The 13921-nt window shown below is 73.6% G+C and carries 12 protein-coding genes; 10 read left to right on the top strand and 2 right to left on the bottom strand.

The genetic code is table 11. From position 1 onward, the window contains the following. Positions 1–12: 12 nt before the first annotated feature. The gene (locus IEX47_RS06865; RefSeq protein ID WP_188783244.1) at positions 13–879 is read right to left on the bottom strand and encodes a DUF4190 domain-containing protein; all 867 of its coding nucleotides are present in this window, start codon (positions 877–879) and stop codon (positions 13–15) included. After that, positions 876–1373 carry a hypothetical protein gene (locus IEX47_RS06860; RefSeq protein WP_188783243.1) on the bottom strand — a complete coding sequence of 166 codons (498 nt, stop codon included), beginning with the start codon at positions 1371–1373 and terminating at the stop codon, positions 876–878. Before IEX47_RS06860 ends, IEX47_RS06865 begins: the two co-directional genes overlap by 4 nt. Positions 1374–1534: 161 nt before the next feature. Here IEX47_RS06860 and IEX47_RS06855 point away from each other — a divergent pair, with 161 nt between their 5' ends. The 10 genes from IEX47_RS06855 (at position 1535) to IEX47_RS06810 (ending at position 13862) form a co-directional block, all read left to right on the top strand. Then, positions 1535–2236, top strand: a complete 702-nt coding sequence (locus IEX47_RS06855) for a TIGR03936 family radical SAM-associated protein (protein ID WP_229662688.1) — start codon at positions 1535–1537, stop codon at positions 2234–2236. 358 nt (positions 2237–2594) lie between these two features. Next, complete coding sequence (locus IEX47_RS06850; protein ID WP_188783241.1) at positions 2595–6053, top strand: Rne/Rng family ribonuclease; 3459 nt, start codon at positions 2595–2597, stop codon at positions 6051–6053. 178 nt (positions 6054–6231) lie between these two features. Then, a complete protein-coding gene (gene rplU / locus IEX47_RS06845) occupies positions 6232–6534 on the top strand; it encodes a 50S ribosomal protein L21 (RefSeq protein WP_188783240.1) in 303 nt (100 codons plus the stop codon). A 45-nt stretch (positions 6535–6579) separates the two neighbouring features. After that, positions 6580–6834, top strand: coding sequence for a 50S ribosomal protein L27 (gene rpmA / locus IEX47_RS06840; RefSeq protein WP_188783239.1), 255 nt, complete (start codon positions 6580–6582; stop codon positions 6832–6834). A 108-nt stretch (positions 6835–6942) separates the two neighbouring features. Further along, positions 6943–8493, top strand: coding sequence for a GTPase ObgE (gene obgE / locus IEX47_RS06835; RefSeq protein ID WP_188783238.1), 1551 nt, complete (start codon positions 6943–6945; stop codon positions 8491–8493). Further along, positions 8490–9602 carry a glutamate 5-kinase gene (gene proB / locus IEX47_RS06830; protein ID WP_188783237.1) on the top strand — a complete coding sequence of 371 codons (1113 nt, stop codon included), beginning with the start codon at positions 8490–8492 and terminating at the stop codon, positions 9600–9602. Before obgE ends, proB begins: the two co-directional genes overlap by 4 nt. Next, positions 9599–10567, top strand: a complete 969-nt coding sequence (locus IEX47_RS06825) for an endonuclease/exonuclease/phosphatase family protein (protein ID WP_188783236.1) — start codon at positions 9599–9601, stop codon at positions 10565–10567. The genes proB and IEX47_RS06825 overlap by 4 nt, the downstream gene beginning before the upstream one ends. Before the next feature lie 13 nt (positions 10568–10580). Continuing rightward, positions 10581–11726 carry a cysteine desulfurase family protein gene (locus tag IEX47_RS06820; RefSeq protein ID WP_188783235.1) on the top strand — a complete coding sequence of 382 codons (1146 nt, stop codon included), beginning with the start codon at positions 10581–10583 and terminating at the stop codon, positions 11724–11726. A gap of 25 nt (positions 11727–11751) precedes the next feature. Further along, complete coding sequence (gene mnmA / locus IEX47_RS06815; protein ID WP_188783234.1) at positions 11752–12858, top strand: tRNA 2-thiouridine(34) synthase MnmA; 1107 nt, start codon at positions 11752–11754, stop codon at positions 12856–12858. Continuing rightward, positions 12855–13862: a methionine synthase gene (locus IEX47_RS06810; RefSeq protein ID WP_229662687.1), complete on the top strand. Its 1008-nt coding sequence runs from the start codon at positions 12855–12857 to the stop codon at positions 13860–13862. The genes mnmA and IEX47_RS06810 overlap by 4 nt, the downstream gene beginning before the upstream one ends. The last annotated feature ends 59 nt before the right edge of the window (positions 13863–13921 follow it).

Here is a 13921-nt window from a genome sequence, read left to right as displayed (position 1 = left end):
CTGTCGGGCTGCTCAGTCGACCACGTCGTCGTCGAGCACGCCGTCGGTCGCCTCGACCCAGCAGGCCACCGGGCTGCCCGCCTGGAGCGCGCTGTGGGCGCTCGCGGCCGCGACCTCGACCTCCTCGCCGTGGAGGTTCAGGCGGGGAGCGCCGTCGACGGCGCGGACCTCGGCGCCGGGGAAGGCGCCGGCGATCCGCGTGAGGCAGAGCTGCATCTGGGTGCGGTCGGCCGCTTCGTCGGAGGCGGTCGGCGTGACGACCGCGAAGATCTGGCCGTTGTGGTCGACCGAGCAGCCCAGGTCGACCATCGTGACGGTGTTGTCCGTGGTCTTGGCCTGCACGCACTGGCCGGCCCTGGCGTTCTCCGGCGTCACCACCCGGTCGCTGACCGCGAAGACGGCGATGGCCCCGATCACGAGGAGCACCGTGCCGAGCACACCGAGCACGATGCCGGTGATCGCCATCCAGCGGCCGCGCGCCTTGCCCGGGCCGGTCCTGGCGATGCCGATCGCGCCGAGGATCACCGCGGGAATGCCCAGGCAGCAGGTGAGGCTGCACACGAACGACGCGATCGCGAGCGCGCTGTAGCCCGCGTTGCCGTCATTGGGCCCGGCGTACGCCTGGTACGCCGGCGGCGGAGCGAGTGGTCCGCCCGGGGGAGCGGGCGGCGGCGGGGTGGCGCCACCCATCCCCGGGTACGCCGGCGCGGGCGGAGCTGCCGGGGGCGGAGGTCCCGCGGGCGGGGCGACCGGCGGCGGGGGAGCAGGAGCACCGGCGGGTGGCGGAGGCGGCGTGGCCGGCGCCGGAGGCGTCTCGGGCGCTGCGGGCTCCTGCGGCTCCTCGGGCTGCGGCTGTCCCGGGTACGGGGGAAGGGTCACTGGGAACTCCCTGTGCTGAAGACGGCGCCCCGTAGGGGAGTGCCGCCGCTGTGGCGGACGAAGCAGGCGACCGTGTCGCCGGTCGTGGGTGTCGTGTCGGTGAGGGCGAGCGGCCGCACCTCGAGGCTGCGCGAGTCGAGCGCCGAAGCACCGACGCCCAGGTCCTCCGCGGCGCCGAGGCACCGCCAGCCGATGGTGGCGAGGTCGTCACCCGAGCCCATGGTCCGCAGGGCGAAGACCTCGGCGTCGTGGGTCTTCGCGCAGTCGACGGCGCCGAGCTTGCGCAGGCTGCTGCTGCCGGTGGCGAGGTCAGGGCTGGTCAGGCAGGTGCCGACGACGATGGTGGGCAGCCGGACCGCATCGTGGTGGACCAGGCGCCCGGTCAGGGCGGCGCAGCCGGCGACGACGGCGAGCGCGAGCACCACGCCGGCGACCAGCGGCCAGCGCCGTCGGCGGCTGGTCGCGTCGGACGTCGCACCCTCGGCGTCCTCCACGGGGGCACGGTGTCCCCGCCAGGTCGGTTGCTGCGCCACGGGCCACCTTCCGTGAGTTGCCGGAGTCGTGGACCGCAGCGTATCGCCGCAGGTGGCACCTCCGACGGGCAACGAGAGGATCCCTGTGCATGACCTCGGCCGCGCGGGCATATCCTCAGCCCGTGCGCGAACAGCCCGAGCAGCAGGCCCCACCGGTCCAGCGACTGCGGATCCGGTACGCCAAGCGCGGCCGCCTGCGGTTCACCAGTCACCGCGACTTCAGTCGCGCCTTCGAGCGCGCCGTCTTCCGCGCCCGCATCCCGATGGCCTACTCGTCGGGCTTCAACCCCCACCCCCGCATCTCGTACGCCGGCGCGGCGCCGACCGGCTCGGCGAGTGAGGCGGAGTACGTCGAGATCGCCCTGCGCGAGAAGGTCGACCCGGCTGCGGTGGGCGCGCTCCTCGAGGAGGCGCTGCCCGACGGGCTCGACGTGCTGACGATCGTCGAGTCGCCCGGCGGGTCGCTCGCCGACCGGCTCGAGGCGAGCCGGTGGCTCATCGACCTCGCCGCCGACGTCGCCGCCACCGAGGCTGCGGTCACGCAGTTCCTCGGCTCCGACGAGGTGCTCGTCGAGCGGATGACCAAGAAGGGGCTCCGCTCCTTCGACTGCCGCGGTGCCGTGGTGGCCCTCGCGGTGGCCCCGGGCGAGCGGGGAGCCCGCCTCGACCTGGTGCTGCGCCACGGCGTACCGAGCGTGCGTCCGGACGACGTCCTCACGGGCCTGGCCGGCGCAGGCCTGGCGAGCACGGGTGCGCCCCTCTTCACCCGCCTCGAGCAGGGCACCCTCGACGACGACGGCACCATCGGCGACCCGCTGGTCTGATCGGGGTTTCTGGCGCCGCAGAGGCCGTGTGCGATACTCGCCAGTGACCGACGTCTCTCCCGCACCCGCGAGGGCGACCGACGTCCGACGACGTTCTCGCCGGTCCTGCCGGCACAGTGGTGAAGGTCGTCACCACGCCGCGACGCGGCTCCCTTGGTTGGCCGAGCTGGTGACAGCAGCTCCCGATCGGCGGGGCACAGCGACCGCGGCAGGTGGCCGACGCGCACGACTGACGCACCCCGAGCGGGGGACTCGCCGCCACCACCAGGCTTTCGTGCTGCGCCCCGGGCGACCGGAGCGCGAGCGCCGAACAGGATTGCGCCGGGGGTCCAGGGGCCCACCGGCGGAGGAGCACCACATGCTCGACGAGACCACCGACACCACGGTCGAAACCACCGCGCCGGAGGCAGCCGAGGCTGCCGAGGCGCCCGCTCCGGCCAAGAAGGCCGCTGCGAAGAAGACCGCCGCCAAGAAGGCGCCGGCGAAGAAGGCCGCTGCGAAGAAGGCGCCCGCCAAGAAGGCCGCCGCCCGTCCCGCCGCCGCGGAGACAGCCGACGCGAACGCCGAGGGCGAGACCACTGCGCCGGCCGAGAAGCCCGCGAAGAAGGCCGCCGCCAAGAAGGCGCCGGCGAAGAAGGCCGCTGCGAAGAAGGCGCCCGCCAAGAAGGCCGCCGCGAAGGCGAAGCCCGTCGACGAGGCGCTCCCGCTCGACGTCGCCGCCGACACCACTGACACCGCCGGCGCTGCGGTCGCCGACACCGCTGACGCTGCTGCTCCCTCAGAGGGTGCGAGCGCGGCCGTGCTCTTCCAGGCGCCGGAGACCCCGAAGCGCACCCGCACTCGCCAGCCCGCGAAGAAGGCCGCTGCGCCTGCCCCGCAGGAGCCGGTCGAGGACGAGGCCGTCGAGGACGACGAGACCGGCGAGGCCGAGGCCACCGAGGCGCTGGTCGAGGCCGCCGCGACCACGGAGGCATCCGCGGAGGCGACCGACGTACCTGCCGAGGCGGACGACGCCGAGGACGAGGACGACGCCGAGGACGGCGATGACGCCGACTCCGACGAGGAGGGGCAGCCCCGCAACCCGAACCGTCGCCGTCGCCGTCGCGGAGGCCGTCGCCGCCGCAAGCCGGGCGAGGGCAACGGCGCGTCCGACGCCGAGGGCAACGACGACGCCGAGGGCGAGACCGAGGCCGGCCAGGGCAACGGCCAGAACCAGGGCCAGAACAACGGTCGCAACGGCGGTCAGGGCAACGGCCAGAACCGCAACCAGAACCGCAACCAGAGCGCCAAGGCCGACGCCGAGGCCGCCGACGAGGCGTCCGCCGACAACGGCCCCGAGGGCGACGACAACGACAACGAGGGTGGCGAGGGCGGCACGACCCGCCGCCGTCGCCGCCGCGTCCGCGCCGGTGAGTCCACCGCCGGCGACGACGACCCGGAGAACACCGTCACCCGGGTCCGCCCGAGCCGCACCGGCGAGGACCAGATCACCAGCGTCCAGGGCTCCACGCGCCTCGAGGCGAAGAAGCAGCGCCGCCGCGAGGGCCGCGAGGCCGGCCGCCGCCGCGCGCCGATCGTCTCCGAGGCCGAGTTCCTGGCCCGCCGCGAGTCGGTCGACCGGGTCATGGCGATCCGCCAGCGGGGCGACCTCACCCAGATCGCGGTGCTCGAGGACAAGGTCCTCGTCGAGCACTACGTCGCCCGTGAGTCGCAGACGAGCCTCATCGGCAACGTCTACCTCGGCCGCGTGCAGAACGTCCTGCCCTCGATGGAGGCCGCCTTCATCGACATCGGCAAGGGCCGCAATGCCGTCCTGTACGCCGGTGAGGTCAACTGGTCCGCGCTCGGCCACAAGGAGGGCCAGCCGCGCAAGATCGAGAACGTCCTGAGCTCCGGCCAGACCGTCCTCGTCCAGGTGACCAAGGACCCGATCGGCCACAAGGGCGCGCGCCTGACCTCGCAGGTCTCGCTCGCCGGCCGCTTCCTCGTCTACGTGCCCGACGGCACGACGAGCGGCATCTCCCGCAAGCTCCCCGACACCGAGCGCGCCCGTCTGAAGGCCCTCCTCAAGGAGATCGTCCCGGACACCGCCGGCGTCATCGTCCGCACCGCCGCCGAGGGCGCCGCCGAGGACGAGCTGACCCGCGACGTCGAGCGTCTCAAGGCCCGCTGGGAGGAGATCGAGCGCCAGACGCAGGGCGACGCCAAGGGCAGCGCCCCGAAGCTCCTCTACGGCGAGCCCGACCTCACCCTGAAGGTGGTCCGCGACCTCTTCACCGAGGACTTCGCCAAGCTGGTCATCCAGGGCGACGACGCGTGGAACACCGTCCAGCAGTACGTCGCGCACGTCGCGCCCGACCTCGAGGACCGCCTCGAGAAGTACGACGGCGACGACATCTTCGCGACGTACCGGGTGACCGAGCAGATCCAGAAGGGCCTCGACCGCAAGGTCTGGTTGCCCTCCGGTGGCTCGCTGATCATCGACCGCACCGAGGCGATGACGGTCGTCGACGTCAACACGGGCAAGTTCACCGGCTCCGGGGGCAACCTCGAGGAGACGGTCACCAAGAACAACCTCGAGGCCGCCGAGGAGGTCGTCCGCCAGCTCCGCCTGCGCGACATCGGCGGCATCATCGTCGTCGACTTCATCGACATGGTCCTCGAGTCCAACCGTGACCTCGTCCTGCGTCGCCTGGTCGAGTGCCTCGGCCGCGACCGCACCCGCCACCAGGTCGCCGAGGTCACCTCGCTCGGCCTCGTGCAGATGACCCGCAAGCGGATCGGCACGGGCCTCGTCGAGTCCTTCTCCGAGACCTGCGAGCACTGCCACGGCGACGGCTACATCACCCACACGATGCCGATCGAGCCGAAGAAGACCGACGAGGGCGGCAACGCCCGCGGCGGCAACCGGCGCAACCGCGGCAAGGGTGGCAACCAGCAGGACAACAACGGGGGCAACGGCCAGGACAACGGTGGCAAGGCCCCGTCGCCCAAGGACGTCGCCGCGATGGCGCACGCCCCCGAGGCTGACGGCCACGCGGACGCCGACGGTGTGAGCGAGGCGACCGCGGTTGCCGACGCTGCGGTCGAGACCGTCGTCGAGGCCGCTCCGGCCGGCCAGCGCGAGCAGGCCGTCGTCCCGGAGTTCCTGCCCGGCGAGCCCGACCTGCGTGAGCTCCGTGCCCAGCAGAAGGCCGAGGAGGAGGCGCGTGCCGCCGCCGAGGCCGAGCGCCAGGCGGAGGAGGCCGAGCGCAAGGCCGCCGAGGCCGCGGAGCGCAAGGCGCAGCGTGACGCCGAGCGCCAGGCCCAGCGCGAGGCGCGTGCCGCCGAGCGCAGGGCGGCCGCCGAGGCCGCTGCCGCAGCCGAGGGTGAGTCCGCCGACGAGCCGGACGCCGAGGTCGCCGCTGCCGACGACGCCGACGCCGCTCCCGACCAGGCTCCCGCCGTGGAGGCTCCCGCCGTGGAGGCTCCCGTGGAGACCAAAGGGGAGGCGGAGGTTCCGGCTGCCCCGGTTGCCACGACCAAGGTCGTGACCCGCGAGCGCCGCGCCGTACGCCGTGTCGCCGGCTCCACCGCCGGTGCCGCGCCCGAGCCGGTCGTGGTCGCGCCGCCCGTGGTCGTCGAGCCGGCGTCCGCGCCGGAGCCGCCGCGCGTCATCACCCGCCAGCGCCGGGCCGTGACCCGCGCTGCGGGCGCGGGCACGCCGGTCGAGGCACCCGTCGTCGAGGCACCCGCCGAGGACGCTGAGGGGGCTGCGGAGCACGCGGCCAACGAGCTCCACGTCCCGGTCAAGAAGAAGGGCGCCCGCAAGCGCTGACACGGTCTCCGCGGCAGCGGCCGCAGGCGGGGTCAGCCCCGTTTTGCGCCTCTGCCGCGGGTTCCGTAGTATTGCCCCTCGGTGTGCATCAGCGCGCCCGTCATTCCCTGTGCGGCCCCGGTGCCGGCGTGCCCCAGGGGAGCCCTTAGTTTTCAAGTACTGATCGAAGGAGACCGCGGTGTACGCGATCGTCAAGGCTGGCGCCAAGCAGCAGAAGGTTGCCGTGGGCGACGTCATCGAGATCGACCTGGTCGAGACCAAGGCCGGCGACTCCGTCGAGCTGCCCGTCGTCCTCCTCGTCGACGGCGAGGCCGTGACCTCCACCGGTCTCGACAAGGCTTCTGTCACCGCTGAGGTCCTCGGCGGCTTCAAGGGCCCGAAGATCATCATCCAGAAGTACAAGAACAAGACCGGCTACAAGAAGCGCCAGGGTCACCGCCAGAAGTACACCCAGGTCAAGGTCACCGCGATCAACGCCTGAGGCGTCGCGGACGAGAACTTCGAACAGATCCCAGAGGACTGAAAAATGGCTCACAAGAAGGGTGCCGCGAGCACCAAGAACGGTCGTGACTCCAACGCGCAGCGCCTCGGCGTGAAGCGCTTCGGCGGTCAGCTCGTCAACGCCGGCGAGATCATCGTCCGCCAGCGTGGCACCCACTTCCACCCGGGCGCCAACGTCGGCCGCGGTGGCGACGACACGCTCTTCGCCCTCGCCGCCGGTGCGGTCGAGTTCGGCACGAAGCGCGGCCGTCGCGTCGTCAACATCGTCCCGGGCGAGTGACTCTGACGTCACTCACCTGAGTCTTTCGAAGGGCGTCCCTGCAAGCGGGGGCGCCCTTCGGTATTTTCTTCCCGCGCCGTCCGGCGCATCCCAGAAGCGGAGTAACCCATGGCAGTGCCCACGTTCGTCGACAAGGTGACGCTCCACGTCGCCGCCGGACGCGGTGGTCACGGCGTTGCCTCCGTCCACCGGGAGAAGTTCAAGCCGCTCGGCGGGCCCGACGGCGGCAACGGTGGCCCCGGCGGCTCGATCATCCTGCGCGTCGACCCCGACGTCACCACCCTGATCGACTACCACCACAGCCCCAAGCGCCGCGCCTCCAACGGCGGCCAGGGCGCCGGCGACCACCGCAACGGTGCCCACGGCCAGGACCTGGTCCTGCCCGTGCCCGACGGCACGATCGTCAGTCTCCGCGACGGCACGGTGCTGGGCGACATGCTCGGCGCCGGCACGGAGATGGTCGTCGCGCAGGGTGGCAAGGGCGGCCTCGGCAACGCCGCGCTGGCCAGCGCCAAGCGCAAGGCCCCCGGCTTCGCGCTGCTCGGCGAGCCCGGCGAGGAGCTCGAGATCGTCCTCGAGCTCAAGGTCGTCGCCGACATCGGCCTCGTCGGCTTCCCCTCCGCCGGCAAGTCCTCGCTGATCGCGAGCATCAGCCGCGCACGGCCCAAGATCGCCGACTACCCCTTCACGACGCTGGTCCCCAACCTCGGTGTCGTCCGCGCCGGCGACACGACGTTCACCGTCGCCGACGTTCCCGGCCTGATCGAGGGTGCCGCCGAGGGTCGCGGCCTGGGCCACGACTTCCTGCGCCACATCGAGCGGTGTGCCGCTCTGCTGCACGTCATCGACACGGCCAACATCGAGCCCGGCCGCAACCCGGTCGACGACCTCGACATCATGGAGGGCGAGCTCCAGCGCTACGGCGGCCTCGAGGACCGTCCCCGCCTGGTCGCGCTCAACAAGATCGACGTGCCCGACGGCCGCGACATCGCGTCGTTCGTCGTCGACGAGCTCCGCGAGCGCGGCCTCGAGGTCTTCGAGGTCAGCGCGGCGTCGGGCGAGGGCATGAAGGAGCTCATCTTCGCGATGGCCCGGATCGTGCAGGCGGCGCGCGCCGAGAAGCCGCACACCGAGGCGACCCGCATCGTCATCCGTCCGCGCAGCGCCGACGGTGCCGACGACTTCACCGTCACCCGCACCGGCGAGGGCTGGCGTGTCCGCGGCGAGAAGCCCGAGCGCTGGATCCGCCAGACCGACTTCTCCAACGAGGAGGCCGTGGGCTTCCTCGCCGACCGCCTCAACCGCCTCGGCGTCGAGAAGCGCCTCGGTGAGCTGGGTGCCGTCGAGGGCGACGCGATCCTCATCGGTGCCGAGGACAACTCGGTCGTCTTCGACTACCGCCCCGAGCTCGACGCCGGTGCGGGCGAGATGCTCGGCCGCCGCGGCGAGGACCAGCGGCTGCGTGAGGACCGCCCCGCCAACCAGCGCCGCCGCGACATCGCGGAGGCGCTGGAGGAGAAGGGCGAGAACGAGACCCGCGCCGACGTCGCCCGCCGCCTCGACCAGAAGCGCGGCGGCAGCTCCGGCCCGATGTCCTACGAGATCGGCTCTGCCGAGGACCCTGACTGGAACGAGTCCGACCCGGACGCCCAGTCGTGACCGCTCGCTCCGAGGTCACCTCGGCCGCGCGGGTCGTGGTCAAGGTCGGCTCCTCCTCACTCACGACCGCCGCGGGCGGCATCGACCCCGACGCCGTGCGCCGGCTGGTCGACGTCCTCGCCGCCGTGCGGGCGCGGGGTGCCGAGGTGGTGCTCGTGTCCAGCGGCGCGATCGCCGCCGGCCTGGCCCCGCTGGGGCTGGCGAAGCGGCCCCGGGGGCTCGCCGCGCAGCAGGCGGTCGCGTCGGTGGGGCAGGGCCTGCTGGTCCACCGCTACACCGAGGAGCTCGCGCGCCACGGCCTGATCGCGGGGCAGGTGCTGCTCACGGTCGACGACGTCACGCGGCGCTCGCACTACAAGAACGCCCACCAGACGCTGGCCGAGCTGCTCCACCTCGGCGTCCTGCCGGTCGTCAACGAGAACGACACCGTCGCGACCCACGAGATCCGGTTCGGTGACAACGACCGCCTCGCCGCGCTCGTCGCGCAGATGGTCCACGCCGACCTGCTGGTGCTCCTCTCCGACGTCGACGGCCTCTACGACGGCCACCCCAGCGAGCCCGGCACCTCGATGCTCACCGACGTCCGCGGCGAGGCCGACCTGGCCGGGGTGAGGATCGGCTCCGTCGGCTCGGCCGTCGGCACCGGCGGCATGGTCACCAAGGTCGAGGCCGCGCGCATCGCGACCGGCGCCGGCATCCCCGTCGTGCTCACCTCCGCGGCCAACGCGGAGCAGGCGCTCGGTGGCGACGCGGTCGGCACGCTCTTCCACGCGACCGGCAAGCGCCGGCCCACCCGTCTGCTCTGGCTCGCCCACGCGACCGAGCCCAAGGGCCGCCTGCTGCTCGACGCCGGTGCCGCCCGCGCGGTCGTCTCGCGCGGCGCCTCGCTGCTCGCGGCCGGGCTCACGGGCGCCGAGGGCGTCTTCGAGGCCGGTGACCCGGTCGACCTGGTCGACCCGGCCGGCGTCTCCGTCGCGCGCGGCCTGGTCAACTTCGACGCCTCCGAGGTGCCGGGGCTGTTGGGCAAGTCGTCGCGGGCGCTGCTGGCCGAGTTCGGCAAGGGCTACGACCGCGTGGTCGTCCACCGCGACGACCTGGTCCTCCTGTGACCCCACGCGACGTCGTACGCCGGGGGCGGCTCGTCGCCGCGTGCCTCGTCGCGCTCGGCGCCGTGGTGCTGCTCCTGCTGACCACTCGCACGGTCACGTCGCCCGACCTGGTCGGGCTGCAGGCCCTCTCGCCGGCAGCGGTGCCGGCGCTGGTGGTCGCGCTCGTCCTCGCCGTGGTGCCGCTGGGCGGCTGGAGCCGTCGGGTCCTGGTGGTCCCGTCGGTGCTCGCCGTCGTCGCGGCCCTCGTCGTGGCGAGCGTCCGCGTGGCGCCGCGCTGGGTGGCGCAGGGCGTGCCGACGAGCGATGCCACCACCCTCCGCGTGATGACGGCCAACCTCCGCCTCGGCCTGGCCGACCCGGCCGCGGTGCTCGCCGCCGTGCGCCGGGAGAAGCCGGACCTCGTCGCCTTCGAGGAGATCACGCCCGGGCTGCAGCGTGCGCTCGAGGCGGGCGGCCTGCGCCGGCAGCTGCCCTACGTGGCGGGCCGCGCCGAGCCCGGCGCCACCGGCACGCTCGTCTACGCCGTCGACCGGCTGACGTCGGTGACGTCGCTCGGGCTGGTGCACGACTCGTGGTCCGTGGAGTTCCGGGGCCTGCGCGTGTGGGGCGTCCACCCGGCGTACCCCTACGACTCCGCGTGGCTGCGCGACCAGGAGCGCCTCGCGACGGCGGCAGGGGAGCAGCGACCCGACGTCGCTGTCGGCGACTTCAACGCGACGCTCGACCACCCGCCGTTCCGCCGGATCCTCGACCGTGGGCTGACCGATGCGGCGGAGCAGGCCGGCGAGGGGTGGCAGCCGACCTGGCCCTCCGACGGGTCGAAGGGCTTCCCGGTGCCGGTGACCGCGATCGACCACGTTCTGGTCGGCCGGGGGATCACCGCGGTCGGGACCCGCGTCCACACCATCCCCGGCACCGACCACCTGATGCTGGTCGCCGTCCTCGCGCTGCCGCCCGGCCCGTAACCTTGGCCCTGCCATGACCGTCTACCTCGACCACGCCGCGACCACCCCGATGCGCCCCGAGGCCATCGAGGCGATGGCCGCGCAGCTCGGCCTGGTCGGCAACGCCTCGTCGCTCCACGCCTCCGGCCGTGCGGCGCGCCGCGTCGTGGAGGAGTCCCGCGAGCGGATCGCGCAGGCGCTGGGCGCCCGGCCCACCGAGGTGGTCTTCACCTCCGGCGGCACGGAGGCGGACAACCTGGCGCTCAAGGGCCTCTGGTGGTCGCGCGGCCGCCGGCGCGTGCTCAGCACCCTGGTCGAGCACCACGCGATCCTCGACCCCCTGGCCTGGCTGGACGGCCACGAGGGCGCCGAGGTCACGCTGCTTCCGGTCGACGGCGGCTGCCGCCTCGATCTCTCCGCCCTCGACGAGGCGTTGAGCGACGAGGTCAGCTTCGTCAGCGTCATGTGGGCCAACAACGAGACCGGCGTCCTGCAGCCGCTCGACGAGGTCGTCGCCCGCGCCGCGGCGTACGGCGTGCCGGTGCACAGCGACGCGGTGCAGGCCGTGGGCGCGGTGCCGGTCGACTTCGCCGCGAGCGGCCTCGACGCGCTGACGCTGACCGGCCACAAGCTCGGCGGTCCGTACGGCGTGGGCGCACTGCTGGTCCGCCGCGAGCTGGAGCTGACGCCCCTGCTCCACGGGGGTGGCCAGGAGCGCGACGTGCGCAGCGGCACGATCGACGTCCCCGCGATCGCGGGCTTCGCCGCGGCGGTCGAGCTCGCGGTCAAGGAGCAGGCCGACAGCCGCGCGCGGCTCAGCGCCCTGCGTGACGACCTGGTCGCCGGCGTGCGGGCGGCGGTGCCCGATGCGGTCGTCCACGGCGACCCCGCGGTCCAGCTGCCGGGCCACGCCAACCTCGGTTTCCCCGGCTGCGAGGGCGACTCGCTGCTGATGCTGCTCGACGCCCAGGACATCGAGTGCTCCACCGGCTCGGCCTGCAACGCGGGTGTCCCGCAGCCGTCCCACGTCCTGCTCGCGATGGGCTGCTCCGACGAGGAGGCCCGCGGCTCGCTGCGGTTCTCGCTCGGCCACACCTCGACCGCGGCCGACGTCGAGGCGCTGGTCGCCGCGATCGGCCCGGCCGTCGAGCGCGCCCGCGCTGCCGGCGTACGTCGATGAGGGCCCGCGTCGTGGGGGTCGTGCGATGAGGGTCCTCGCCGCCATGTCCGGGGGAGTGGACTCGGCCGTCGCCGCCGCGCGCGCCGTCGAGGCCGGCCACGACGTCACCGGCATCCACCTCGCACTGTCGCGCAACCCCAAGTCCTACCGCTCGGGCGCCCGCGGCTGCTGCACGATCGAGGACTCCAACGACGCCCGCCGCGCCGCCGACGTCATCGGCATCCCGTTCTACGTGTGGGACATGAGCGAGGAGTTCCACGAGGGCGTCGTCGAGGACTTCCTCGCCGAGTACGCCTCCGGGCGCACGCCCAACCCCTGCCTGCGCTGCAACGAGAAGATCAAGTTCGCGGCAGTGCTCGAGCGGGGCCTGGCGCTCGGCTTCGACGCGGTGGCCACCGGCCACTACGCGACGCTGCGCACCGGGCCGGACGGTCTGGTCGAGCTGCACCGGGCCGTCGACTCCGCCAAGGACCAGTCCTACGTCCTCGGCGTGCTGACCCAGGAGCAGCTCGCCCATTCGCTGTTCCCGCTGGGCGACACCCCGAAACCGGAGATCCGTGCCGAAGCCGGACGCCGTGGCCTGCTCGTCGCCGACAAGCCCGACTCCCACGACATCTGCTTCATCAGCGACGGCGACACCGGTGGCTGGCTCACCGAGAAGCTCGGTGACTCTGCTCCGGCCGCGGGGTCGATCGTGTCGTCGTCGGGCGAGGTGCTCGGGACCCACGAGGGCACCCACCGCTTCACGATCGGGCAGCGCAAGGGGCTCCGCCTGGGCCACCCGGCGCCCGACGGCAGGCCGCGCTTCGTCCTCGACATCTCGCCGGTCTCCGGCACGGTCACGGTCGGCTCGCGTGAGGAGCTCCGGGTCGACGGCCTGAACGCCATCCGCCCCCGGTGGTGCGGCACGGAGCCCGCGGTGCTGGACGGGCCCGAGGTGAGGGTCCAGCTGCGTGCCCACGGCGACGAGCACCGCGCGCGGGTCGTCGTGCAGGGCGACCACGTCGACGTCGAGCTGCTCGACCCCGCCTCCGGCATCGCTCCGGGCCAGGCGGTCGTCATCTACGACGGCACGCGCGTCGTCGGCTCGGCGACCATCGCCGCCACCCGGCGTACGGAGGTGGGCGCGTGAGCGCGACGGGCATCGGCTCGATGCCCGGCGGCGACGCGCTGGCCGGCGAGGGCGACAACGCGCACGAGTACGCCGAGGCGGTGCGGCTCGTCCTCGGCGAGCTGCCCGACTTCCCCCACCTTCCCGAGCTCCCCGGCCGTGGCGCCGGTGCCGGCATGACCGGGCGCGCGCTCGCGCTCGTGAGCGAGCTGGGCGTCGACCTGCAGCCCGCCGGCTGGCGGCTCACCGGCTCGGGCTCGGGCGTCGACCACCGTCGCGCCCGCTCGCTGCTCGGTCGTGACCTCGACGTCTTCGAGGAGCACGCCCAGGGCGTCTCCGGCCCGGTGAAGGTCCAGGTCTGCGGCCCGTGGACCCTCGCCGCGACCGTCGAGAAGCCGCGCGGCGACAAGGTCCTCTCCGACCACGGCGCGCGACGCGAGCTCGCCGAGGCGCTCGCCCTCGGGGTCGCCGACCACGTCGCCGACGTACGCCGCCGGGTGCCGCACGCCTCCGAGATCGTCGTGCAGGTCGACGAGCCGGCCCTGCCGGCCGTCCTCGGCGCGCGGGTGCCGACGGCGTCCGGGTTCGGCAAGCACCGCACGATCCACCCGCCCGAGGCCTCAGCGGCGCTCGAGACCCTGGTGGGCGCGATCAGTGACGCAGGCGCCGTGCCGATCGTGCACTGCTGCGCCCCCGACGTGCCCGTCGAGCTGCTTCGTGGGGCGGGTGCTCGTGGGCTTGCCGTCGACCTCGCGGTGCTGCCCGCGTCGGCCTATGACGGCGTCGCCGCCGCGCTCGAGGCGGGGGAGCGGCTGCTGCTCGGCGTCGTGCCGACGCTCGCCCCGGACACGGCGCCCACCGACAAGCAGGTGGCCGAGAAGGTGCTGCGCTTCCTCGACATGCTCGGCCTCGAGCCGGGCCCGGGGCTCGTGCTCACCCCCGGCTGCGGCCTGGCCGGTGCCTCGCCGGCCTGGGCGCGGCGGGCGCTCGAGCTGGTCCAGGCGGCCTCGCAGCACCTGCGGTGATCCGCCCCGCTGCGGGCATCTGCGCCCGTCGTCNTTGTAAAGCCCTGTTACTGACACTG

The sequence above is a fragment of the Nocardioides phosphati genome, from assembly GCF_014646375.1.
In the GTDB taxonomy this organism is placed as follows: Bacteria; Actinomycetota; Actinomycetes; order Propionibacteriales; family Nocardioidaceae; genus Nocardioides; species Nocardioides phosphati.
The sequence above is the reverse complement of the archived record's forward strand: the minus strand, read 5'-3'. Positions and strand labels throughout refer to the sequence as shown.